19 protein-coding genes are annotated in these 23,002 nt (G+C 71.5%); 7 read left to right on the top strand and 12 right to left on the bottom strand.

Going from position 1 to position 23,002, the window contains the following annotated elements:
- Positions 1-62: 62 nt before the first annotated feature.
- Positions 63-995, bottom strand: a complete 933-nt coding sequence (locus ACIF83_RS12875; protein ID WP_393474036.1) for a hypothetical protein — start codon at positions 993-995, stop codon at positions 63-65.
- Between the two features lie 187 nt (positions 996-1,182).
- Here ACIF83_RS12875 and ACIF83_RS12880 point away from each other — a divergent pair, with 187 nt between their 5' ends.
- Entirely contained in the window at positions 1,183-2,112 is a 930-nt protein-coding gene (locus ACIF83_RS12880; protein ID WP_393474039.1) for a D-alanyl-D-alanine carboxypeptidase family protein, read from the top strand.
- A 69-nt stretch (positions 2,113-2,181) separates the two neighbouring features.
- Here the strand turns inward: ACIF83_RS12880 and ACIF83_RS12885 are convergent, their stop codons facing one another.
- The 3 genes from ACIF83_RS12885 to ACIF83_RS12895 all read right to left on the bottom strand — a co-directional run bounded on the left by ACIF83_RS12885 (position 2,182) and on the right by ACIF83_RS12895 (position 4,664).
- On the bottom strand, positions 2,182-3,123 hold the full coding sequence (locus ACIF83_RS12885) for a CbrC family protein (protein WP_398140862.1): 942 nt from the start codon (positions 3,121-3,123) through the stop codon (positions 2,182-2,184).
- Entirely contained in the window at positions 3,120-3,617 is a 498-nt protein-coding gene (locus ACIF83_RS12890; RefSeq protein ID WP_398140861.1) for a hypothetical protein, read from the bottom strand. The genes ACIF83_RS12885 and ACIF83_RS12890 overlap by 4 nt, the downstream gene beginning before the upstream one ends.
- Positions 3,618-3,740: 123 nt before the next feature.
- Positions 3,741-4,664, bottom strand: coding sequence for an LLM class F420-dependent oxidoreductase (locus ACIF83_RS12895; protein ID WP_393474045.1), 924 nt, complete (start codon positions 4,662-4,664; stop codon positions 3,741-3,743).
- Between the two features lie 212 nt (positions 4,665-4,876).
- On the opposite strand from ACIF83_RS12895, the gene ACIF83_RS12900 reads away from it, so the two are divergent.
- A complete protein-coding gene (locus tag ACIF83_RS12900) occupies positions 4,877-5,035 on the top strand; it encodes a hypothetical protein (RefSeq protein ID WP_393474046.1) in 159 nt (52 codons plus the stop codon).
- Between the two features lie 33 nt (positions 5,036-5,068).
- Here the strand turns inward: ACIF83_RS12900 and ACIF83_RS12905 are convergent, their stop codons facing one another.
- From ACIF83_RS12905 to ACIF83_RS12920, 4 genes are all read right to left on the bottom strand, one after another.
- Positions 5,069-5,554: a DUF6099 family protein gene (locus tag ACIF83_RS12905; RefSeq protein ID WP_386575791.1), complete on the bottom strand. Its 486-nt coding sequence runs from the start codon at positions 5,552-5,554 to the stop codon at positions 5,069-5,071.
- Between the two features lie 201 nt (positions 5,555-5,755).
- Positions 5,756-6,100 (bottom strand): nucleotide pyrophosphohydrolase, encoded by a 345-nt coding sequence (locus ACIF83_RS12910; RefSeq protein WP_393474048.1) that lies wholly within the window; start codon positions 6,098-6,100, stop codon positions 5,756-5,758.
- Positions 6,097-7,377, bottom strand: a complete 1,281-nt coding sequence (locus ACIF83_RS12915) for an AAA family ATPase (RefSeq protein WP_393474050.1) — start codon at positions 7,375-7,377, stop codon at positions 6,097-6,099. Before ACIF83_RS12915 ends, ACIF83_RS12910 begins: the two co-directional genes overlap by 4 nt.
- Before the next feature lie 221 nt (positions 7,378-7,598).
- Complete coding sequence (locus tag ACIF83_RS12920; RefSeq protein ID WP_399726232.1) at positions 7,599-7,988, bottom strand: cell division protein SepF; 390 nt, start codon at positions 7,986-7,988, stop codon at positions 7,599-7,601.
- A 226-nt stretch (positions 7,989-8,214) separates the two neighbouring features.
- Between ACIF83_RS12920 and ACIF83_RS12925 the strand changes: the two genes are divergently transcribed.
- The gene (locus ACIF83_RS12925; RefSeq protein ID WP_399726235.1) at positions 8,215-9,987 is read left to right on the top strand and encodes a hypothetical protein; all 1,773 of its coding nucleotides are present in this window, start codon (positions 8,215-8,217) and stop codon (positions 9,985-9,987) included.
- Here the strand turns inward: ACIF83_RS12925 and ACIF83_RS12930 are convergent.
- On the bottom strand, positions 9,968-10,483 hold the full coding sequence (locus ACIF83_RS12930) for a YceI family protein (protein WP_399726238.1): 516 nt from the start codon (positions 10,481-10,483) through the stop codon (positions 9,968-9,970). The two genes, ACIF83_RS12925 and ACIF83_RS12930, sit on opposite strands and share 20 nt — an antisense overlap.
- A gap of 98 nt (positions 10,484-10,581) precedes the next feature.
- On the opposite strand from ACIF83_RS12930, the gene ACIF83_RS12935 reads away from it, so the two are divergent.
- The 4 genes from ACIF83_RS12935 to meaB all read left to right on the top strand — a co-directional run bounded on the left by ACIF83_RS12935 (position 10,582) and on the right by meaB (position 16,187).
- A complete protein-coding gene (locus tag ACIF83_RS12935) occupies positions 10,582-11,085 on the top strand; it encodes a MarR family winged helix-turn-helix transcriptional regulator (RefSeq protein WP_393474058.1) in 504 nt (167 codons plus the stop codon).
- Positions 11,086-11,194: 109 nt separating this feature from the next.
- Complete coding sequence (locus ACIF83_RS12940; RefSeq protein WP_399726242.1) at positions 11,195-13,003, top strand: methylmalonyl-CoA mutase family protein; 1,809 nt, start codon at positions 11,195-11,197, stop codon at positions 13,001-13,003.
- On the top strand, positions 13,003-15,177 hold the full coding sequence (gene scpA / locus ACIF83_RS12945) for a methylmalonyl-CoA mutase (protein WP_393474062.1): 2,175 nt from the start codon (positions 13,003-13,005) through the stop codon (positions 15,175-15,177). Before ACIF83_RS12940 ends, scpA begins: the two co-directional genes overlap by 1 nt.
- 5 nt (positions 15,178-15,182) lie before the next feature.
- A complete protein-coding gene (gene meaB, locus ACIF83_RS12950) occupies positions 15,183-16,187 on the top strand; it encodes a methylmalonyl Co-A mutase-associated GTPase MeaB (RefSeq protein WP_399726246.1) in 1,005 nt (334 codons plus the stop codon).
- Between the two features lie 63 nt (positions 16,188-16,250).
- On the opposite strand, the gene ACIF83_RS12955 is transcribed toward meaB, so the two are convergent.
- From ACIF83_RS12955 to ACIF83_RS12965, 3 genes are all read right to left on the bottom strand, one after another.
- The gene (locus tag ACIF83_RS12955; RefSeq protein WP_399726249.1) at positions 16,251-17,069 is read right to left on the bottom strand and encodes an SDR family NAD(P)-dependent oxidoreductase; all 819 of its coding nucleotides are present in this window, start codon (positions 17,067-17,069) and stop codon (positions 16,251-16,253) included.
- A gap of 84 nt (positions 17,070-17,153) precedes the next feature.
- Positions 17,154-18,533, bottom strand: a complete 1,380-nt coding sequence (locus ACIF83_RS12960; RefSeq protein WP_393484971.1) for an esterase/lipase family protein — start codon at positions 18,531-18,533, stop codon at positions 17,154-17,156.
- Positions 18,530-22,930 (bottom strand): AAA family ATPase, encoded by a 4,401-nt coding sequence (locus tag ACIF83_RS12965; protein ID WP_399726252.1) that lies wholly within the window; start codon positions 22,928-22,930, stop codon positions 18,530-18,532. Before ACIF83_RS12965 ends, ACIF83_RS12960 begins: the two co-directional genes overlap by 4 nt.
- Positions 22,931-23,002: the final 72 nt, after the last annotated feature.

The following is a 23,002-nucleotide window of genomic DNA, read 5'->3' on the forward strand; positions in this document are numbered from 1 at the left end:
CGCTGTGACCATCGGTTTTAGGGCGGTGCCGCCGCCCTCCGGTGCCGCCGGCGGGCGCCGCCCTACGCCTTCTCGATGATCGTCCGGGCGTTCCCGACAGCCCGCTCGTTCGCCGCGCGCATGGCGTCCAGATCCTTCTTGCGCTCGCCGATGACCTTCTTCTGGACACGGGACTCGATGCCGTGGACGGTGTCGATGTAGTCGGTGTCGAGCTTGCACCGGGCGTCCGCGGACGCCGTCTTCTTCTCCTTGCCCGACGGCTTCTCGGTCCGGTACCAGGCGGTGTCGACCGATGCCTCGTCCGGGTCGGGGTAGCGGAAGCCCTTCTCCTTCATGCAGGCCGACCACGCGCGGTCGGCCTTCTTCCACGCCGGATCCTTGCGCGCCTTCTTGTGGGACTCGTACCAGAGTTCGAGGGGCAGCGAGTAGTAGCCGGTGAGCTTCACGGCGCCCACCTTCGTCGTCCTCGGCGCAGGACCGTAGATCCGCCGCATCGCCTGTCCCAGACACCCGCCCTCGGGGACGGGGTTCCCGTGGGCACGGTGACTGTCACCGGAGTCGAACACGCCGGTGAGGGCGGCGTACTGGTCGGCCGGCCACTCCTGGGGCTGGGAGGACTCCTCCTGGTCCTGAGCGCGGTTGTGGTAGCCGTGCTCGGCGGCCAGGTCGGGGTCGTCGACCCCGTAGGGGCTGTCGTCACCGACCGTGCCGCGACTCGCGAGGTTTCCCTGCCGGACCGGGTACGTCGACTCGACGGCCTTGGTGTTGAGCGCCGCGAAGCCGGAGAAGCCGAGCCGGACCATGCACCTCTTCGCGAGGATCCACTGCGCCTTGCCGATGGCCCTGCCCCCGTCCGACGACGGGTCCGGCAGGTAGGCGTGCAGCGGGAACGACTCCATGGTGTTGAGTCGGTGGGCGTCGCCGACGGGATCGTCCTGGCCGGCGAACTGACAGGCCGACAGGGCCAGCAGGCCGGTGACAGCGAGAGAGAGCACTTTACGCACGCGGTCATCCGATCAGGCCTGGATCATGCGCGCCGTGACGGAGCCCACAGTTCCGGTACAGGGAGTCCACACCGTGACCACATCGCACCACTTCCTGTGATCTTCGCCATGGCTCTGCGGGGCCCGGCCTGGTGAAGTGAGTGACCGTCAACTGACCACTGACAGAACGGGGATGGCAATGACCATCAACTCAGGCGTACCCAAGCGCAGACGAGCCGCGATCGCGGCGGCGGCCGCCGTCGTGCTCTCCACGGGGGTTCTCGCGGCCGCTCCCGCCCAGGCCGCTCCGTCGGCTCCGCCGGCGCCCACCGTGTCGGCCCAGGGTGCGTACGCGATGAACGCGGCCACCGGCAAGACGCTGTTCGGGAACGCGGCGGACACCGAGCTGCGGACCGGTTCCACGACGAAGATCATGACGGCACTCGTGGTGCTGTCGCAGCGGAACGTGGACCTCGGCCGCAAGGTGAAGATCAAGAAGGAGTACACGGACTACGTCATCGATCCGAAGACCCACGACGCTCGGTACTCCAGCGCCAAGCTGATCCTCGGCGACTCGATGAGCGTGGGGGACCTGCTGTACGGGCTCATGCTGCCGTCCGGGTGCGACGCGGCGTACGCGCTCGCGGACACCTACGGGTCGGGCTCGACGACGGCCCAGCGGACGACGTCGTTCATCGCCAAGATGAACAGCAAGGCGCGCGAACTGGGCCTGACCCACACCTACTTCGACTCCTTCGACGGGGTGTCCAACGGCAGGAACCACGCGTCCCCCCGTGACCTGGCCAAGCTGGCCGGTGTCGCGTTGAAGAACAAGACGTTCAAGAAGGTCGTCGGCACCAAGGTGTACGACGACATGAAGTCGTACCGGCCCGGTGGCGGAACGCACGCGATGGCGCCGTGGAAGAACTCGAACACGCTGCTGAACACCTACCGGGGCGCGATCGGCGTGAAGACCGGCTCCGGCCCCGAGGCGAAGTTCTGCCTGGTCTTCGCGGCGACCCGGGGCGGCAGGACGGTCGTGGGCACGGTGCTCGCGGACACGTCGGCCGACGAGCGGTTCAAGGACGCGAAGAAGATCCTCGACTACGGCTTCGCGCAGCGCGGCTGAGTGAGGTGAGGGACGGTGGGGGCCGGGCAGGCAGCAGTCCGCCCGGCCCCCGTCGGCACCTCGGCTCTCTCAGGTGAAGTCCGACCAGGCGAGGTGGGTGCCGCAGGCCCGGCAGCGGAACAGGTGGGCGGTCGGCTGGTCGTCCGCGTCGAGCGCCCTCAGGTACGCGTCGACCCGCTCGGCGGACCAGCCCCACTCCCCGCACTCCCGCCGCAGCGCCTCCACGGCGTCCGGGAAGTGCCGCAGCTCCTCGGCCCCGGCCGGCCCGAGGAACTCGGCGCCGTCGCCGCAGTGCGTCAGCCAGCGCGGGGACTGCCAGGACCGGATGCCCGGGGTCCGTTCCAGGATCTCGCGCGCCACCTCGTCGGGGACCTCGCCGTCGATGACGTCGTTGAAGGTGACGCCGTAGCGTTCGGCGGCCTTGCCGAAGGCGATGCAGTACGGGCAGATGCCCCCGCTCGGCACCTCGGCCCCGTACACCGGGCCCGTGTACACCCAGCCGCGCACCTGTCCGCAGCACACGCACGGCTCGTCCGACGGTGCCACCGCCCCGGCCCCCGAGTGGTAGGCGAAACGGGGCAGGGCCGGCCGCCTCGGGGGCTCCGGCAAGGGGCGGACGGCCTGCTCGATCGCCCGGCCCGACCAGGCGGCGGGCGGCACGACGACGGCGTGGGCCCGCAGGTCGCCGTCGGGCAGGTGCCGCCGGTCGTGCTCCCGCTGCAGGAGCACGGGACCGTCCGGCGGCATGACCACGGCGCCGGTACGGCGCGCGAGTTCGGCCATCCGGTCGAGGACGAGGCGGCCGGAGACATGGGTGAACGACAGACAGGTGGCGTCGCCGTACACCTCCGCCTCGCCGCCGTCCCGGGTCCGCAGGTTCCACCACTCGGGCAGGCCCCGGCCCGGCAGGCCGTCCACCGTGACCGAGCTCAGCACCGCACGGATCGCCTCCTCCTTCATCGGAACCGGCGCGCCGTCGCGGAACTTCAGCACGTGGAAGGGGTGACTCATCGCTCTCCCCCGTCGGCGTATGCCCGGGCCCGGAGTTCGGCGGCGTACCCGTTCGCCACGACCAGCGCGATCGAGGCCAGGGCCAGCACCGCGACCACGGTGTTGATCCAGAAGTAGGCGGGGCTGCTCGGGTAGGTGCCGCCGTCGTCCAGGACGCAGTCGAAGCGCAGCGGCAGATAGGAGGCCGTCTGCCCGACGAGGTGGTCGGCCCGGTAGTCGTCGCGGCACTCGTGGGCCGGCGTGGAGTCCGCGCCGGACGAGGACTCGTGCACGGCGAGCCCGACCGCCCCGGCACCGAGCACATAGAGGATCACCGCGCCCCAACCCGCCATCCACGCGGACCAGCGCAGCAGATCCCGCCGCCAGTCCGGGCGCCGGCCGGGCGCCGCCACGGAGATGAGTTTGACGGCGACCACGATCACCCAGACCGGAACCGCGAGGACGGCGGGAATGCTCAGCAGGAAGAAGAAGGAGCCCAGCACGGATTCACGCATCGGACGAGATCATCAGGGCGGCACGGATCCGGCTGTGGCGGAGGCCATAGTTCCGGTCACAGGGTCGTCACAGGTCGCACGGCCCCTCCGGTCTCGGGCCGAGAGGGGCCGGTACGGGGCGTGTTACGACAGCTGCGACTGGACCTGAGCGGAGATCAGCTCCAGGTGGTCGAGGTCGGCCAGGTCGAGGATCTGGAGGTAGATCCGCCGGGAGCCGATCTCGGCGTACCGGCCGATCTTGTCGACCACCTCGGCGGGCGAGCCGGCCAGACCGTTGGCCTTCAGCTCGTCCACCTCGCGGCCGATCGCCGCTGCCCGCCGGGCGACCTCCTGGTCGTCCCTGCCGACGCACACCACGAGCGCGTTGGAGTACGTCAGGTCGTCCGCCCTGCGGCCCGCCTCCTCGGCGGCGGCGCGCACCCGGCCGAACTGCCGCTCGCTGTCCTCGACGGAGGCGAAGGGGATGTTGAACTCGTCGGCGTACCGGGCCGCGAGACGCGGGGTACGGGTCGCGCCGTGCCCGCCGATGAGCACCGGGATCTTCTCCTGGGCCGGCTTGGGCAGCGCGGGCGAGTCGGTGAGGTCGTAGTGCCTGCCGTGGAAGTCGAAGGTCGCGCCGAGCTTGGTCGCCCACAGCCCGGTGACGATCTCCAGCTGCTCCTCCAGACGCGCGAACTTGTCCTTCGGGAACGGGATGCCGTACGCCTTGTGCTCCTCCTCGAACCAGCCCGCACCCAGGCCGAGTTCCACGCGGCCGCCGGACATCTGGTCGACCTGGGCCACCTGGATGGCGAGTACGCCGGGCAGCCGGAAGGTGGCGGCCGTCATCAGGGTGCCGAGGCGGATGCGCTTGGTCTCGCGGGCCAGGCCGGCCAGAGTGATCCAGGCGTCCGTGGGGCCGGGCAGGCCGTCCGCACTGCCCATCCGCACGTAGTGGTCGCTGCGGAAAAAGGCGTCGAATCCGAGGTCTTCGGTGGCTTTCGCCACGGTGAGCAAGGTGTCGTACGTCGCCCCCTGCTGGGGCTCGGTGAAGATTCGAAGGTCCATACATCTATCCTGCACGCCACCTACCCCGTCAACCTCACTGGTGGCGCCGGGCGCGGCCGTCCCCGGTCGGGTGAAAATCGTCCCATGTGCGCGCCGGGTGAGGCCTGGGCCAGTGACCGGCCCTGGTGGTGATCGTTGGCCCGTCGGAGCCGGACCGTCCGGCACCCGCGCCGGACGGTCGTCGCCGTCGCGTGTCGGGCCGAGGAGGCCTCATGTCAGAAGAGCCGGTTCCCTCCCGGGGTGGCTCCGCCGGTCAGCCGAAGGGGTTGCTGGAGCAGATGGAGGAGCTGATGGCGGCGTTGAACGCGGATCTGTCAGCCCTGGACGCGGATCTGCAGCGGACGTCGGCCGCAGAGGGCGAGCCGGCCTGACGCTCCGCAGAGCCGGTCTGCGCAGCGCTCGCCTCACACGCCGGACGGGCTGTCCTTCGCCTCCTCCGGTAACACCTCCTCCCGCGCCGCCAGTTTGCGCAGCATCTCCAGGACCCGGTCCCGGGACTCGTCCGCGGCGTCGATGGCCTCCATGCACTGCCAGTAGGTCGTCTCGTCGGCCGCGGAACTGGCCATGCCGACCAGGGCGATGCCGACCTCGCCGAGCAGCCCGCCGAGGAAGAGCAGGGTCTGCCGGGCGTCGTCCAGCTCGGTGAGCTGGGCGGCGCGCAGATCGCCCGGGTCGAGTTCGGGAGGGTCCAGGACGCCGCAGCCCCGGCCCGCCAGCTCGGTCAGGCCCAGTGCCTCGCCTCGCAGCTCCGGAGGGCCGGACACCGCGAGGCGACTGCCGATCGCCTGGGCCAGGGCCTGTGCCTGCCACACCTCGGCCATGATCTCGGGTATGTCGGCACCTCCCGCCAGAGCCCGCCTGCTCGTCACAATGAGCCGCACCGCATCCATGCGCTGCCCCCGTCCCACTTGTCGTGCGTCCTCGCACGTCCGCTTGAACTCTCTTGTCCATTACCCAGCGTGAAACCCTGTAGGGCGAAAAGCCAGAGGTCGTCCGAAATCTGTGGACAACAATTCGGATTCGGCGCGGAATTCAACTGCGTAGAGTAATAACGGAGCTCTGCAGTCCAGGAGTTGGGGCTGCGGCCGACGTCAGGTGGTGTCGTCCGTACCGGGGGCCGGAAAGCGCTGTTCGTTGCGGTCGATCTTGGCCGACAGGGCTGCCAGCGGGTCGATGCCGAGCACCTCGCAGAGCTGCAGGAGATAGGCGAGCACGTCGGCGACCTCGTCCGTGACCCGGTGCGCGGTGTCGGGATCCGCCATGACACGGGCCGACTCCTCCGGGGTCAACCACTGGAAGATCTCGACCAGTTCGGACGCCTCCACACTGAGGGCGGCCACGAGGTTCTTGGGGGTGTGGTAGGGCTGCCAGTTGCGCGCGGCGGCGAACTCGGCGAGTCTGCGCTGAAGTCCGGCCAGGTCAGGGTGTTCCGTCACGGGATCAGGTGTACCACTGTGACGCCCTCGGTCCCGGCCGCCCACGAGGCGTCGCTCACCGCGCCCACGCAGCGGATGTGCCCGCGCTCGCCCATCCGTGCCGCCGTCCGCAGGAGTTCGCGGCGCTGGCCCGGGTCGAGGCCGCGGTCGAAGCCGTCGGCGAGCACGGTGAGGGTCCGCAGGGCGTCGGGCACCTCGCCCGGTGTGTCCATGTCCAGCACGCCGGGTCCGGTCAGCAGGACCAGCGCCAGCGCGACGTAGCGCAGTTCCCCGTCGCCGAGCCGGGCCAGTTCGGTGCGGAAGCCGTCGCCGCGGTCGAGCAGCGCGCGGACAGTACCGTCGGCGAGCGGCTCGGCGACCAGGTCGGCGACCGGTCCCGCGCAGCCCGCGCGCAACACCTCGACCAGCGCGGAGTGCCGGCGGCCGCACTCGAACCGGGTGCGCCACAGGACGTCGGCGAGGTTGTCGCAGCCGGGCATGAGCCGTCCCGTGCCGGTCGGGACGGGGGCGCGCATGTACTCGGGGCGCGGGTCGCAGACGAAGACGGAGCGCAGGGCGACGACCATCTGTTCGGCAGCGGCCAGCACATGCCGCTGCCCGTCCGTCTTGCCCGCCACCCGCAGCGGCAGCAGGGCGGTACCGAGGCGGTCGTCGGGCAGCGGGGCGCGGGTCACCGGGGCGGAACCGGCGGTGTGCCAGGCGGCCTGTACGGTCCGGCGGCCGGGGTCGCGCAGGGCGGTCTCCAGCAGGACCACGCCCCGCGCCGTCAGCCGCTCGCCCACGATCCGCAGCTCCGGCTCGGCCTGTACGGCGACGTCGAGCCGGACCGGGCCCTCGGCACCGTCGGCCGTGCACCCGATCCGGAACCCCCTCCGCCCCTCGGCGTCGGGCCGCGCCCGCTCCGGCACACAGGCGACCGGGTCCGGGAACACCTCGGCGAGCCGGCCCCCTCCGCCGAGTCGCGCCAGCGCCTCGTACGCCCCGAACGCGGTCGACTTCCCCGCACCGCTGGGCCCGGCGAACAGGGTGACGGCCCCCAGCGGAAACGCGGCCCGCCGGTGCCCGGCGAAGGCGGACAGCCGCAACTCGGTGATCCGGGCGCGTACGTCGACGGCAGCGGGTACGGGGGAAACCGAGTCCGCCGGGACGGACTCCGAACAACGGGCCGACTGCGCCGGCACGACAGGCTCGGTGGACGCCGGGAGGTCGGGGGCCACGGAGGACCCGGACGACGCGGCGGACTCGGCGGACGCGGCGGACGCGGAAGGCACGGCCATATCCGGACGGTAGGCCTCCACTGCCACGGTGAACCGTTTTACCGACGGCACCTTCCTACGATCGGGGGACCGACCGACGTGAAACCGGCCGGACGGCTCGCCAGAGGAACGGACACGCCTGCCGGAAGTCCACATCCGCCGGGAAACACGTCCACCCGCAGAGCGCACCCACCGGCAGAGCACGCCCACCGACCGAAGCGCCCGCCCGAAGCCACCGTGCCTCAGCCCCCGGACATACCCGCCCCCTCCATCAACCCGCTGACCTCCGTACCGGGCGGGGTGAGGAGGAACACGTTCCGGTCGACCCGGTGCATTCCGCTGCCCAGGCCGAAGACGACGCCGGTGCTGAAATCGAGGACGCGCTTGGCGACCTCACCCTCCGCGTTGGAGAGGTCGAGCAGCACCGGCACCCCGGCCATGAGTGTCTCGGCGACCTCGCGGGCGTCCGCGAAGACGTTGACCCGCAGGACGACGAAACGGCGTCGCGTCTCGGTCTCCGCGTCGGGCAGCGAGCGGTGGTTCACCGCCGACGGCCAGGCGTCCCGGCCACGCAGCGGCACGACCTGGGCGAGCCCTTCCCACTGTTCATCGGTGACGTCGTAACGGCTCACCGGCTCCCCCCCGACCTGACTCGCACTCCATGCCTGCACCAGCCAATTCTTACGCCAAGTCACCCGTTCGGCCCAACAACGACACGAAGCGCGACAGGTCCGTTCGCCTCTCCCCCCGCCCGGCACGAGGCACATGTACGAATACGCCCGTTTCTTACCGCCCTCACACCGGACTCTTCACCTGCCACGCCGCCCCGCTCACCGGCTGCCACTAGCGTCCGATGCCGTGCACTTGGCAGAAACACAGCAGGTGACACCCGGCCGGCGGACGCAGTCGGCGGTGTCCGCCACCCCGGGGGGTCGCACAGAAGACTTCGGCAGCCCCGCGCAGTGGCACCGCGTCCTGACACTGCTCGCCGACGCGAGCCTCTTCATCGGGACCCGCTCGGTCTGGAACCAGGCGGCCAGCCACCGGCTGGCCCTCGCGGCGGTCATCTCCGTCTGCTACGCCTCGATCCTGATCAGCGGCGTTCTCACGCTGACGGTGCGCCGGGCGCGCTCGCTGGCCCGGCTGGACCTGGTGGTGCTGCTGACCGCGATCACGCTCACCCTGTGCACCTGGGCGCTGAACCACGCCGGCGGCGACGAGGCGGTCCTCACCACCCAGGCCGCGCGGGAAATGGTGGCCGGACACCCGATCTACGGGCAGCCGTGGCCCTGGCTGTTCCACACCAAGGGCGTCGCACTGACGGCGACGATAAACGGCGGTTACGACTTCACGTACGGCTATCCCCCGCTCACCCCGATGCTGACCGCGCCCCTGCTGTGGCTGGGCCACGGCGGCGCTCCGGCGACGGTGATGGCGACGCTCGCGCTGATCGCGGCCGCGGTGGTGCTGTGGCGGATGCTGCCGATGCCGTGGCGCTCGACGGCGACGATGCTCTGTCTGGGCTTCAGCTTCCTGCCGACGTACGCCCGCCAGGGCTACCCGGCGATCGTCGCCCTGGCCCTGCTGGTACCGGTGGTGGTGCGCTGGCCGCGGATCGGCGCCGGTGGCCGACTCGGCGCGGCGGGGATCGCGCGGGCCGTCTGCCTCGGGGCCGCGTGCGCGGCGCAGCAACTGCCCTGGTTCGTGACGCCGTTCCTGCTGGTCGGCATCTACGCCGTACGCCGGGGTGAACTGGGCGGGCGCGCGGCCTGGCTGGTCGTGCTGCGGATCCTGGGGGTCGCCGCGACGACCTGGCTGCTGATCAACATGTACTTCGTCGTGCACGAGCCGGGCCCCTGGCTCGGCGGGATCGCCCTGCCGCTGACACAGGGAGCGGTGCTGCACGGCCAGGGCCTGGTGGACATCTCGCTGTACTTCACGCACGGCAGCGACCGGCTCGACTGGTACGACCACGCGAGCGTGCTGCTGGCCGCCGCCCTGCTGGCGCTGTTCGTGCTGTTCGTACGGCGGCTGGGCCCGGCGGCGACCGTGCTGCCCTGGTGTGCCTTCTACCTGGCGACCCGCTCCCAGGACGGCTACTACCTGATGATGACCCCGCTGTGGCTCGCGGCGGCGATCACCGTACCGCTGTCGGACTTCGCGCGGGCCTGGCAGCCGCGCCCCCGCCGACTGACGGGTCCGCGCCGTCGCCCGGCGCTGGTGGGCGCGGTGGTCCTGCTGGTGCTGCCCGCGCTGGTGAGCGCGACCCTGGCGGTGACGGGCCGGCCGCCACTGCGGATGGCCGTCGCGTCGGCACGGCAGGCCACGGGGCAGTCGCTGGCCGCGCTGACCCTGCGGGTGACCAACACCGGGAGCGGTCCGCTCACCCCGCACTACATGCTGACGACCGGCCAGGGCATGAGCAGGTACTGGTCCCTGGTGCGTGGCCCGGCCACCATCCCGGCGCACACCACGGCCACCGTCGAACTGCGCGCGCCCTCCGGCCGGTTCCCGCTGCCGGACAAGAAGAGCGCCCACATCCGGCTGCGTGCCTTCACGGGGAACCCGCAGACGCTCTCCACCCGGGACCTACGGCCGGCCGATCTGGGCGTCAGGCCGCGGCGCGGCTGAACCTGAGAGCGGCCGTCACCGTGGTCAGGCCGCGCATCATGGCGAGCTGGTTCCAGGTCACCCCGAACTGCTCGCGGTCCACGGTGAACTCGGTCTCCAGGGTGAGCGCCTCGGCCGTCGCAGAGGTCAGACGTGCGGTGAGGTTCAGCGGCCTGCTGACGCCCCGCACGGTCAGCTGACCGGTCACCCGGACGCTGTCGCCGTCGAGGCGGTCGGCGCCGCGGACGGCGAAGGTGATCTCCGGGTGGTTGCCGGCGTCCAGGAGGTCGGCCGAGCGCAGGTGCTCGTCCCGCTTGGCGTTCTTGGTGTCCAGGGAGGCCACCTCCAGCGTCACGGTGCCGGTGGCCGAGCCGTCCGGCCGGACCTCGCCCTGGCCGGTGACCGCGGCGAAGGTGCCCTTGACGGTGACCAGGCCCCAGAAGGTCTTGTGCCGCAGGCCCACGGCGGACGCGGTCGGGTCGAGCTGCCAGGTGCCTGTTTCCACGGCGACGGTCATGGCCGTCCTCCTCATTTCGTTGACATGTGGTCGTTCAAATTTGGATGACCTCACGCTAACCCAATATCCAAATTTGAACAACAGGTAGACTCGAGGCCATGGCCGCCCCCGACGAACACCCCGCCGACCAGCCCCCTTGCCTCTCCGCCGCGGGCGGCGGACTGCTCCCCGGCGAACTGCGCGCCTGGATGCTCCTGCTGGCCGCGACGGGAGCGGTGGAGCAGCGGCTGCGGTCGGTCGTGAAGAAGACCCTCGACGTCTCGCACGACGAGTTCCTCATCCTGTGCCTGCTGGCCGAGCAGCCGCGGGGCGGCCTGCGCATGACCCGGATCGCCGACCTCCTCGGTCGCCCCAAGACCCGGCTCACCTACCAGATCGCCTGCCTCCAGCGGGCCGGCCTGGTCACCCGCGAGTCCGTGTGCGGCGACAAGCGCGGCATCGAGGTCGCCCTCACCGAGAAGGCCCGGCGACTCCTTCGGGAGGCCTCCGGCGCCCTCGCCGAGACGGTCCGCGAGGCGCTCTCCCGGTTCGTCGGCCCCGAGCAGCGCGAGGCGCTGTGCGCGCTGGTGCCGGACCTCGCCGAGGAGCCGGACCAACCATAGGAAAAGGGGCCTCCGCGCCCCCGAGGGGCGCAGGTCACAGCCGTAACGAGGGAAAGGTCACAGGCCCACGCTCTGCAGTCACTTGAGCGCCCTGACCTAACATCCGAGCATGACGGTCCTGCCTGACGACGGGCTCTCACTGGCCGCCGAGTTCCCTGACGCGACACACGAGCAGTGGCAAGCCCTGGTCGAGGGTGTGCTGCGCAAGTCGGGCAAGGAAGTCTCGGGCGCGGCAGCTGAGGACGCTCTGTCCACCACGCTCGAGGACGGGCTGCGCACCCGGCCGCTGTACACCGCGCGCGACGGCGCGCCCGACCCCGGCCTGCCCGGCTTCGCGCCGTTCGTGCGCGGCGGCCGCCCCGAGGGCAACACCGCGGGCGGCTGGGACGTACGGCAGCGGCACGCGACGCTCGCCGACGGCGCGGTCCTGACGGACCTGGAGAACGGCGTCACCTCGCTCTGGCTGGTCGTGGGACAGGGCGGCATGCCCGTGTCCGCGCTCGCACGCGCCCTCGACGGGGTCTACCTCGACCTGGCCCCGGTGGTCCTGGACGCCGGCCCCGACGTGGAGGCCGCAGCGGCCGAGCTGCTGCGGCTGTACGAGGAGCGGGGCGTCGACCCGAAGGACGTGCGCGGCAACCTCGGCGGCGACCCGCTGGGGTACGAGGCTCGCACCGGCGAGGCCCAGGACTTCGCTCCGCTCGCCGCGCTGGCCCGGCGGACCGCCGAGCAGCAGTACCCGGGCCTGCGCACGCTGACCGTGGACGCGCTGCCGTACCACGAGGCGGGCGGCTCGGCCGCGCAGGAGCTGGGCGCCTCCCTGGCCACCGGTGTGGCCTACCTGCGGGAGCTGACCGCGGCCGGCCTCACGGTCGAAGCCGCCTGCGCGCAGCTGGAGTTCCGCTACGCGGCCACCGCCGACCAGTTCCTGACCATCGCCAAGCTGCGCGCGGCCCGCCGGCTGTGGGCGCGGGTCGCCGAGGTGTCCGGGGCGCCCGGCGCCGGCGCGCAGGTGCAGCACGCGGTGACCTCGCCGGTGATGATGAGCCGCCGCGACCCGTGGGTGAACATGCTCCGTACGACGGTCGCGACGCTGGCCGCCGGGGTGGGCGGCGCCGACTCCGTCACCGTGCTGCCCTTCGACCACGCGCTCGGCCTGCCGGACGCGTTCGCCCGCCGTATCGCGCGCAACACCTCCACGATCCTGGTCGAGGAGTCCCATCTGGCCCGGGTCATCGACCCGGCGGGCGGCTCCTGGTACGTCGAACAGCTCACCGACGAACTCGCCCGTGCCGCCTGGGAGTTCTTCCGGTCGATCGAGCGGGACGGCGGCCATGCGGCCGTACTGCGCTCGGGCCGGATCCGCACGGACCTGGCGACGACCTGGGCGGAGCGTTCCAAGAAGCTCGCCAAGCGGCGCGAGCCCATCACCGGCGTCAGCGAGTTCCCTCTCCTGTCCGAGAAGCCGCTGGAGCGCGAGCCCGCGCCCGAGCCGCCGTCCGGCGGGCTGCCCCGGGTGCGCCGGGACGAGGCGTACGAGGCCCTGCGCGCCCGCTCCGACGCCCACCTGGCGGCGACCGGCGCCCGCCCCCGGATCTACCTGGCCACCCTCGGCACGGCCGCCGAGTACACCGCGCGCTCGACCTTCGCCGCCAACCTCTTCCAGGCGGGCGGCATCGAGCCGGTGACCGAGGGCGGCTTCGAGGACAGCGGTGCCACCGAGGCCGTGCTGTGCTCCAGCGACGCGCAGTACGCCGAACAGGCCGAGCGGACGGCCGAGTCGCTGAAGGCGGCCGGGGCCCGGCACGTGGTCCTCGCGGGCCGGGGCGACTACGCCGGCATCGACTCGTACGTCTTCGCGGGCTGCGACGCAGTGGACGTGCTGTCCGCGACCCTCGACCGCATGGGAGTGTCCTGATGGGAATCCCCGACTTCTCCGGCATCGAGCTGGGGACCCCCGGCGCCGAGGGCGGTGACGCGGAATGGCGTGCGGCCGTCAAGCACGCCACCGGCGGCGAGGCACCGGTGTGGGAGACCCCGGAAGGCATCGGGGTCAAGCCGCTGTACACCGGCCGTGACCTGGAGGGCCTGGACTTCCTCGGCACCTACCCGGGCATGGCGCCGTACCTGCGCGGCCCCTACCCGACGATGTACGTCAACCAGCCCTGGACGATCCGCCAGTACGCGGGCTTCTCCACCGCCGAGGAGTCCAACGCGTTCTACCGGCGCAACCTGGCGGCCGGCCAGAAGGGCCTGTCGGTCGCCTTCGACCTGCCCACGCACCGGGGTTACGACAGCGACCACCCGCGCGTGACCGGCGACGTCGGCATGGCGGGCGTGGCGATCGACTCGATCTACGACATGCGACAGCTGTTCGACGGGATTCCGCTGGACAGGATGACCGTGTCGATGACGATGAACGGCGCCGTGCTGCCGGTGCTGGCGCTGTACATCGTGGCGGCGGAGGAGCAGGGCGTACCGCCCGAGAAGCTGGCCGGAACCATTCAGAACGACATTCTGAAGGAGTTCATGGTCCGCAACACCTACATCTATCCGCCGAAGCCGTCGATGCGGATCATCTCCGACATCTTCGCGTACACCTCGCAGCGGATGCCCCGCTACAACTCCATCTCCATCTCCGGCTACCACATCCAGGAGGCGGGTGCGACGGCCGACCTGGAGCTGGCGTACACCCTCGCGGACGGAGTCGAGTACATCCGCGCCGGGCGGGAAGCCGGCCTGGACGTGGACGCGTTCGCGCCCCGGCTCTCCTTCTTCTGGGCGATCGGCATGAACTTCTTCATGGAGATCGCCAAGCTGCGGGCGGCCCGGCTGCTGTGGGCCAAGCTGGTCTCCCAGTTCGAGCCGAAGAACTCCAAGTCCCTGTCCCTGCGCACCCATTCGCAGACCTCGGGCTGGTCGCTGACCGCGCAGGACGTGTTCAACAACGTCACGCGTACGGCCGTGGAGGCGATGGCGGCGACCCAGGGCCACACCCAGTCGCTGCACACCAACGCCCTGGACGAGGCGCTCGCCCTGCCGACCGACTTCTCGGCGCGCATCGCCCGCAACACCCAGCTGCTCATCCAGCAGGAGTCCGGCACCACCCGGGTCATCGACCCGTGGGGCGGCAGCGCGTACGTCGAGAAGCTGACGTACGACCTCGCCCGCAAGGCCTGGGCGCACATCCAGGAGGTCGAGCAGGCGGGCGGTATGGCGCAGGCCATCGACGCCGGCATCCCCAAGCTGCGTGTGGAGGAGGCGGCGGCCCGCACCCAGGCCCGTATCGACTCCGGCCGTCAGCCCGTGATCGGCGTCAACAAGTACCGCGTGGAGAACGACGAGGCCATCGAGGTCCTCAAGGTCGACAACTCCTCCGTGCGCGCCCAGCAGATCGAGAAGCTGCGGCGGCTGCGCGAGGAGCGGGACGAGAGCGCCTGCCGGGACGCGCTGGACGCGCTCACCCGGGCCGCCGACGGCAACGGCAACCTGCTGGAACTGGCCGTGCACGCGGCCCGCGCCAAGGCCACGGTCGGCGAGATCTCCGACGCCCTGGAGAAGGTGTACGGCCGCCACGCGAGCCAGATCCGTACGATCTCCGGCGTGTACCGCAACGAAGCAGGGGAGTCCCCGTCCGTGGACCGCACCCGTGCCCTGGTGGACGCCTTCGAGGAGGCCGAGGGGCGCCGGCCGCGCATCCTGGTCGCCAAGATGGGCCAGGACGGCCACGACCGCGGCCAGAAGGTGATCGCGACCGGCTTCGCCGACCTCGGCTTCGACGTCGACGTCGGCCCGCTGTTCCAGACCCCGGAGGAGGTCGCCCGCCAGGCGGTCGAGGCGGACGTCCACGTGGTCGGCGTGTCCTCGCTGGCCGCCGGTCACCTCACCCTCGTACCGGCGCTGCGCGAGAAGCTCGCCGAGGAGGGCCGGGAGGACATCATGGTCGTGGTCGGCGGGGTGATCCCGCCACAGGACGTGCCGACGCTGCTGGAGATGGGCGCCGTGGCCGTGTTCGGGCCCGGGACGGTGATCCCGGACGCGGCGTACGACCTGGTGCAGCGGCTGTCGGCCGACCTCGGCCACGACCTCTGATCCGCATGGCAGCGATCGATCTCGACACGTATGTGAAGGGTGTGCTCGACGGGAAGCGGGCCCTGGTGGCCCGTGCCATCACGCTCGTCGAGTCCACCCGCCCCCAGCACCGGGCGCTGGCGCAGGAGTTGCTCACCGAGCTGCTCCCGCACAGCGGCCGGGCGCGGCGGATCGGCATCAGCGGGGTGCCGGGCGTGGGCAAGTCGACGTTCATCGACGCGTTCGGCACGCTGCTGACCTCGCAGGGCCACCGGGTGGCCGTACTCGCCGTGGACCCGTCCTCCACCCGGACCGGCGGCTCGATCCTCGGCGACAAGACCCGCATGGAACGCCTGGCGGTGGACCCGAACGCCTTCGTGCGCCCCTCCCCCAGCGCGGGCACGCTGGGCGGGGTCGCGAAGGCGACGCGCGAGTCGATGGTGGTCATGGAGGCGGCGGGCTACGACGTGATCCTCGTCGAGACCGTCGGTGTCGGCCAGTCCGAGACCGCGGTCGCCGACATGGTCGACTCGTTCCTGCTGCTCACGCTGGCCCGCACCGGCGACCAGCTCCAGGGCATCAAGAAGGGCGTGTTGGAGCTGGCCGACGTCATCGCCGTCAACAAGGCGGACGGCCCGCACGAGCGTGACGCGCGTGCGGCGGCACGGGAGTTGGCGGGCGCGCTCAGGCTGATGCACGGCAAGGACGCGTTCTGGACACCGCCGGTGCTGAGCTGCAGCGCCCGTGAGTCCGCCGGCCTGGACGTGGTGTGGGAGCGGCTGGAGCAGCACCGCACGCTCCTCGACTCCACCGGACGGCTCACCGCCAAGCGGCGGGACCAGCAGGTCGACTGGAGCTGGTCGATGGTCCGCGACGAACTCCTGGGCCGCCTGCACGCACACCCCGCGGTACGCGCGGCCGCCCCGGCCCTCGAACAGCAGGTCAGGGACGGCACGTTGACGGCGACCCTGGCGGCGGAAGCCATTCTGGCCGCGTTCGAGAACGGTCCGGATTCCGCCGCCGACGCGTGAGTCGCCCCGCGCCCCGTGGGACCGAACAGATCGAGTCGCCGCGGGTCGGCCGAGGTCGCCCGCTCACCGACGGAGGTCGCGTGGCGCGATGTGGAAGTCGAAGGCGTGCGTCCCGGGGTCGAGAGCGGTCGCGCCGCCGTCGACGGTGAGCACGGCGCCGTTGACGTACGACGCCGCCGGGGACAGCAGCCAGCTGATCGCCTCCGCGATCTCCCGCGGCTCACCGGGCCGTCCCATGGGCAGCAGCCTGGTCGCCTCCTCGTAGGCGGCCTCCACGCCCCCGTCTCCCAGGTCCGCCTCCTCGGCGAAGCGCGCCATGCGCCGGTCGGCCATCTCGGTCCGTACCCAGCCGGGGCACACGATGTTGGCACACACCCCCTGCCGCCCGTAGTCGACGGCGACGGAACGGCAGAGCTGGAGCAGGGCCGCCTTGGAGGTGGCGTACGGGGCGTTGCTCGTGCCGTTGCGCAGTGCGGACACCGACGCGACGCCGACCACGGCCCCCCTGCTCTCCAGCAGGTGCGGGATCGCCGCGCGCAGCAGGAGCAGCGGACCGGTGACGTTGGTGCGCATGACCTCGTCCCAGTCCGCCAGGGACAGGTCGCCCACCGCTCCGCCGCGCCCGATGCCCGCGTTGAGCACCAGCCCGTCGAGCCGTCCGTACGCGGTCAGGGCCGCCCGGACGAGGCTCTCGGCCGCTTCGGGGTCCCCGACGTCGGAGGGGTGCGCGAGGGCCCCGGTCTCGCGCTCGACGCGCCGCAGGGGTTCGGGCCGCCGGCCGGAGACGACCACCTGGTGGCCCTCCTCGCACAGCACCCGGGCGGCGGCCTCCCCGATGCCCGTACCTCCGCCGGTCACGATGACAACGCGCTTGTCCGACACCGCAGTTCAGCCCCTCCGTCGACACCAACAGCGTCCGAGCCTAGGGCCTGTCCGGCGGATCACGCGCACGTCGGGCAGGTACGGCTAGACGACCAACAGCACGTCCCGGCACGAGTACTCGAGAGCCTTCGAGTAGACCTCCAGGGTCCACCGGCCCGGTTCGGCACGCAGTTCGGCACGGAAGTCCCCGTCTCCGCACGGCTGCATCGCCTCGTCCGCCACGGACCTGCCGTCCGCACCGAGACGGCGAACCCGCAGCCCCATCGCGGTGTCGGCGTTGATCGCCCACACCTCGAAGGGCTCTCCGGCCCGGGCGAAGTCGGGAAACTCGACGCCGACGGGCTCCCCGGTACTCAGCACCCCGGCCGGTTCGAGGCCGTCGCAGACGCGCCTGAGCTGCTTGAGGGCCTGCTCGGAGTTGATGAGGTCGGCGTGCCTGCTGTCGAGCCACACCGCCTGACCGGTGTCGGACCACTCGGGCGGGATCTGGGCGATGTGCGCCACCGTGCCGTCACCGAAGAGCGACAGACCCTGGTCCTCCGGATCACCGGAATCCGAGAAGTCCTGATGGAACTTCGGCCTGCCGTCCGAAGAGAGGGAGAGCGCCTGGTCGGTCCGGTGCTTGTCGCCCCCGAGCGGGACCAGCGTGTAGCGCCTCAGGCCGTGTACGGCGTCGTTCTCCTCGATGGCGTCCTGCACCTCCTGGAAGAAGGCGAAGGAGTCGTCGATCGTCCGGGTCGCGACGCCCTCGACCGGTTGCCCCCTCAGCCGGGACCTGCCCTCCTGACGGTCGACCACCACCCGGTAGGTGGGGACGAGCTGGCCGAGCGAGGGGTAGGTCGAGCAGACCTCGTGGATCCACTCGCGGAACGGGCTCGGCACCCACCGCACCCGGCCGGTCAGGAACCGCAGCGCCTTGACGCTCCCCGAGAAGGGTGTACCCAGCGTGGCGACCGACCGGGTCTGCTCCCATCCCCCGAGCACCTCGGTGTAGTACCGCACCACCAGACCGCCCATGGAACGGCACAGGAAGATCACCTTCGCGTGTTTGGCCCGCGGAAACCGTTCGGGGTCGGCCGTCTCCTGCCACCGGGTCAGCCGTTCCTGGACGAAGAGCTTGAGCTTCTCGGCCGAATTGCGGTTGCTCAGACGCCAGTCGTAGGCGAATTCCACGAATCTCTCCTGCTCGATGCCGAGCAGTTCACGGAGGTCCGGGTGTTCCATGTTGGAGACCAGTCCCGGAAGGAGGCGCGGCCCGCGGATCACGCTGCCCAGGTCCAGGGCGTGCGGCGGCTCCGGGTCCTCGTCCCCGATGCCCTTGGGCAGTTTGAGCATGTCTCTCGTTCGTCCGGGCCGGAAGAGCCCGCTCATCGCCTCCGGGGTCAGGTCCCAGATGTCGGCTCCGTTCCGGGTCAGGGCCGTGCCCATGATGCCGGGGACGAGAACCACCAGATCGTCCTTCAAAGAACGCGCTCCTTGTCTCTTCGTGGGGATCCGACCGGCCAGGGCACGAACACCTGATCGCAGCGGACGCTGTTCTGCGCGATGCCCTGGATCATGAGGGTGACGCCGCGACTGTCGAAGGCCGAGTCCACGCCCGTCACGTCGTACCCTCGCGATTCCATGGGGTCCAGCGCCTTCTCCCGCCTGACGTCCCAGAGCCTGAGGCGGCCGGAGTTCCGGCTCCAGCCCACGAGCAGGGGCTGCTGCGCCGGACCCGCCAGAGCGACACCGTCGAGTGCTCCCCCGGGCTGCCGCGGCAGGACGGTCGGCACGGCGTAACCTCCGTCGCACTCGGCGAACTTCACCGTCTCCCCGGTGGTGAAGGCGATCAGCGGTACCGGTGTGTTCGTGCGCTTCAGCAGGCCCGTGGCCACTGCCTTCGCCCGGATGACACCGACCGGCTGCGGCTTCGCGCCGGGCTCCGTGAGATCCCAGACCCGGACCGCGTTGCCGCCCCAGGCCGACAGCCACGAGGGACCCGGGGCGAGCCCCACCACCTCCAGCCGCTGCACGGCGCCGGAGGCTCCCATCCAGAACGTCCGTCCTTCGCTCCAGGTGCCGGGATCCCGCAGCTCGCGTTCCCAGGTGACCACGCTCTGCCCGGACGGCCACAGCAGCCGCAGCCGGCCGGTTCCGGTGGCCTGGAGAGCCAGGGAAGGCACCGGCCGATCCTCCGGTCCCGGCAGGGCGAAGCTTTCGGTCCGCAGCAGTCTCAGCCCCGGCCCGAGCGTCCAGAGCAGCACCTGCCTGCGTCCGACCGCCGCGGTCAGCCAGCGGTCACCGACCCTCGCCGCGGCGAGCGCCTCCACCTTCGCGGGGTGCGCGAGCCGGAGCGCCTCGCCTGCCTGCCCGTCGAAGGAGTGCGGGCTGACCAGCACGTCGGGGCCCTGCGAGCGGCTCAGCAGCAGGGTTCCGTCGGGTCCTGGGTCCGTCACCCGCAGCCGTGTCCCGCCGACCGCTCTCCCGCCGGTGTGGCGGGCGTCCGCCACTGCACCGTCGGCCGGCGGATCATGCGGCTCCCAGACGCGGATGCGTGTCTCGTCAGCCACCGCCAGTCGCCCTGTTCCCGAAGGGTCGAAGGCCAGGGACTGGTGATCGTGATCGCACGGCAACGAGACCTGTTCCGTGCCCTTCTCGTCCCAGACACGGACCGCGGCGTCCTCCCCCACCGCTGTCAGCAGTCCACGCGGGCCCCGTCCGACGGCCACGGCCCGGCCGGCACTCGCGGGTCCGGGGCCGTACAGCGGGCGTGCCTCTCCCTGGAAGAGGTCGTCCATCCGCCAGGTGTGGAGCGTATGGCCGTCCAGCGCCCCGATCACCGCCCCGGATCCGGCACCGTCCGGCAGGGCCAGCGCCGACACAGCGACGACCTGCTCGATGCCGTCCCCCAGTGACCGGACCAGACGGGGCGGCTCCTTCATCGTCTTCCGTCCGGGCAGCTCCCACACCTTCACCCCCGCGGGGCCCCCGGTGATCACCGCGGCTCGCTCGCCCACCACCAGGAGACAGGCGCAGAGGGCCGGCACGCGGACGGTGTGCGTACGGAGTTCGTCCCGGGAGTACTCCCTGGTGCTGTCCCACCGCCACAGCCACACGCGGTCACCGTCGACCGTGGTGAGGAGGACCTCCCTGCCCCACCGCACCGAGTCGACCGTGCCCGGAGTCCCGCCCCAGTACAGCTCCTCCACCGGGTACCTGACGTTGCCGTGCCACATCCGCACGCACCGGCGGTCCACGGTGGCGACCACCCGGCTGTCGCCCCGGCCCGACGCCGTCACGCCCCGCTGCCGCGGAGGGGCGCCCCAGGTGGCCGGCCCGGTGTCCCTGCCCCGGATCTCGTGTCCCTCCGTGGTCCAGGACTTGACCTCACCGGCGCCCGACGCATGGATGATCCCGTCGCCGTGCGCCTCCCAGTGCACGGCGAGCGCCCCGCCCGGCGGGGCGGGCCAGCTCCTGTGCAGCGGAAGCCGGACGGCGCTGCTCCACACGTCGTCCCAGAACACCGGTGACGGTTTCGGCACGGCGGCGAGGAACTCCCGCGAGAACATGGCCAGCGCGGTGGCACGGAGCATCGCCCACCTGCCCTCCTCCGCCTCGTGCCGGCGGAAGTGGCCGGCGACGCCCAGATAGAGCGCGCTGTGCGCGGTGGTCGTGAGCCGGGCGGCGACCAAGGGTTCGAGGACGTCGGGCGAGGCGGCCACCAGGAAGTGACAGTCGCCCACCAGTTCCTCGAGGAGGTCGTCCCCGCCCAGGGCGGCATGTGCGGTGAGGTGGCGCTTCACGTACTGCTCCGCGGTCCGCCAGTCCTCGCCGCGGCGCGGGGTCAGGGCCCGGTGGACCGCTCGGTGCTGTTCCCGCTGCCGCAGCTCGTCGCCGAGCAGATGGGCGCCGAAGCTGGGGTGGTGGAGGCGGTAGACCTCCTCGCCCGCCTCGACGTCCTTCGCGATGGTCACGCCGGTGGCCCGGCGGATCACGTCACGCAGATCCGGCTCCCCGTACTCCCTGCTCTCCGGCGCGCGCACCGCATTGGTCACGGCCAGCCACACCCCGGGCTGGGGCAGTCCGACTCCCTGGGCCAGCGCGAGGGCGGTCATGAAGTCCCGGACCCGGGCGGTGTCCTGCGGGTCGAGGCGTAACAGCTCCTCGGCCAGCAGGGCGTCCAGGACGGACGTCCCCTGCCGCAACTCCCTGCGCACCTGCTCCGCGTCGGACGGCACCGGCCGCTTGGCCACGTGCCGTGCCCACAGGGTGGCCACGAGGAAGAGGCCGTTGCTGCCGGCCGCGATCTGCCGGGCGACGGCGCCGCGTTGCTGCGCGGCGTGCGGCAGCCCGTAAGGGGAGTTCCCCTCGGCGAGCAGCCGTTCGACGTGCCGGGCGATGTCCTGCTGGGTCTCGTCCTTGCGGTCCAGCTCCAACGCGGTGGTGCTGTGCAACACATCCAGCAGGGTCTCGGCGCGCAGCTCGCCCGGAAGACGGCGGCGGGCGTTCGGCCGGGTCGCCACCACCACGCGTACGCCCGGCAGGGCCGCCAGCGGGTTGAGCAGCCCCCGGGCGAGGTCGAAGGAGTGCCCCGCGGCCGCCTCGTCGAGCCCGTCGAACATCAGGGTGAGACTGCCCTTGCGCTCCGCCAGCGCCTCGACCTGCCGGACGAGGCTGTGCGGTGATCCCTGCCTGATCTGTGTCGTGTCCAGCCCGAGCGGGGTGAGGCCTCGTGCCAGTTCCTCGCAGAGCGCCGACAATGTCCGGCCGCGGCAGTGGAGCGCGGCGTTGACCGAGCGGAGTTCGGGCAGCACCCGGGGGCGCCGGTCCTCGGGCAGGGAGGCCACGAAGTGCTCGACGGTCAGGTGTGCCACGTATGCGAGGAGCGTCGACTTGCCCGCGCCGGACGCTCCCGTCACCGTGAGCATCCCGGTCTCCTGGGTGCGCAGCCAGTTGACGAGGTCGGCCAGCACCCGATGCCGGGAGGCGAAGTTCCGCAGGTGCCAGCTCTCGCCCGAGCCGGAGAAGACCGGCAGTTCCTCGCCGGCGAGTTCCTTGCCGATCCAGGACCGGTCGTCCTCCGGACGCAGCGCGGACCGCGCCCGCGGGGACCAGTGCGGGTTGGGCAGGAACCAGGCGCGCAGTGTCTGCGGCTCCTGCCAGAAGGGGACCTGTTCCCCGGTCCGGCTCCGGACCGCGCTCATCAGCTGCTGGAAGGGAACGTATTCGTTCTCGCGCTGGAAGATCCGTGCGCTGTCGTCGATGATCTGTTCCGGAGTCGACAGGACCTCCTCCAGGCAGTCGACCCAGTGTCCCTCCAGCGCCTCCTGCCGTGATCCGGCGGTCGCGACGACGGCGAATCCGACCTCCGCGTCGTCGACGCCGGCGCTCAGCCGCGCGTCCTTGACGTGGTGGCTGACCTCGCGCACCGCCTCGCCCGAGAAGCAGGCGTCCAGGACGAGCAGTGTGTCCGTGGGGTCCTCGGCGAGCCAGGAGACGAGTTCCTCGGCCGAGACCGCCCGGCCGGGATCGAACTTCCCCTCCTGGTAGCTGTCTTCGCAGGCGAGGTAGAAGGCGCCCGACACGACTTCGCCGTGCCCGGTCCAGTAGAGGATCTTCCTGTCCACCGCCTGCTGCCTCAGCCGCAGCACCAGGTCGTGGATCTGCTCCCGCCCTGCGGACAGTTCGGTCCCGCCGCCCCTTCCCGCGCTGGTGACTCCTAGTGATGGAGCATCAAAACCGAGCCGCGCGGCCTGTTCCACGAATCGAGAGGCCGTCTTCCGCAGCTGCGTACGGTCCCTGACCCGCCGTGCGTCACCCCGGTATGTGTCGACGACGACCGTGGCGACCACACCGTCACGCTTCTGACCCCGGTCCAACCGAACTCCCCCTCCAAAGAGTTCAGCCACCCGTCCGTGCGGCACGGCAGGACGGTTTGTGGAAACCTGACG

The sequence above is a fragment of the Streptomyces sp. NPDC085866 genome (assembly GCF_044541035.1).
Classification (GTDB): Bacteria; Actinomycetota; Actinomycetes; order Streptomycetales; family Streptomycetaceae; genus Streptomyces.

What these genes read in the sequence shown, in the direction of transcription:
- ACIF83_RS12935 (WP_393474058.1), top strand. Translation starts at nt 10,582, where the DNA reads ATGGCCGCCCCCGACGAACACCCCGCCGACCAGCCCCCTTGCCTCTCC.
- ACIF83_RS12900 (WP_393474046.1), top strand. Translation starts at nt 4,877, where the DNA reads ATGTCAGAAGAGCCGGTTCCCTCCCGGGGTGGCTCCGCCGGTCAGCCG.
- ACIF83_RS12940 (WP_399726242.1), top strand. Translation starts at nt 11,195, where the DNA reads ATGACGGTCCTGCCTGACGACGGGCTCTCACTGGCCGCCGAGTTCCCT.
- ACIF83_RS12895 (WP_393474045.1), bottom strand. Translation starts at nt 4,664, where the DNA reads ATGGACCTTCGAATCTTCACCGAGCCCCAGCAGGGGGCGACGTACGAC.
- ACIF83_RS12880 (WP_393474039.1), top strand. Translation starts at nt 1,183, where the DNA reads ATGACCATCAACTCAGGCGTACCCAAGCGCAGACGAGCCGCGATCGCG.
- ACIF83_RS12890 (WP_398140861.1), bottom strand. Translation starts at nt 3,617, where the DNA reads ATGCGTGAATCCGTGCTGGGCTCCTTCTTCTTCCTGCTGAGCATTCCC.
- scpA (WP_393474062.1), top strand. Translation starts at nt 13,003, where the DNA reads ATGGGAATCCCCGACTTCTCCGGCATCGAGCTGGGGACCCCCGGCGCC.
- ACIF83_RS12915 (WP_393474050.1), bottom strand. Translation starts at nt 7,377, where the DNA reads ATGGCCGTGCCTTCCGCGTCCGCCGCGTCCGCCGAGTCCGCCGCGTCG.
- meaB (WP_399726246.1), top strand. Translation starts at nt 15,183, where the DNA reads ATGGCAGCGATCGATCTCGACACGTATGTGAAGGGTGTGCTCGACGGG.
- ACIF83_RS12930 (WP_399726238.1), bottom strand. Translation starts at nt 10,483, where the DNA reads ATGACCGTCGCCGTGGAAACAGGCACCTGGCAGCTCGACCCGACCGCG.
- ACIF83_RS12905 (WP_386575791.1), bottom strand. Translation starts at nt 5,554, where the DNA reads ATGGATGCGGTGCGGCTCATTGTGACGAGCAGGCGGGCTCTGGCGGGA.
- ACIF83_RS12885 (WP_398140862.1), bottom strand. Translation starts at nt 3,123, where the DNA reads ATGAGTCACCCCTTCCACGTGCTGAAGTTCCGCGACGGCGCGCCGGTT.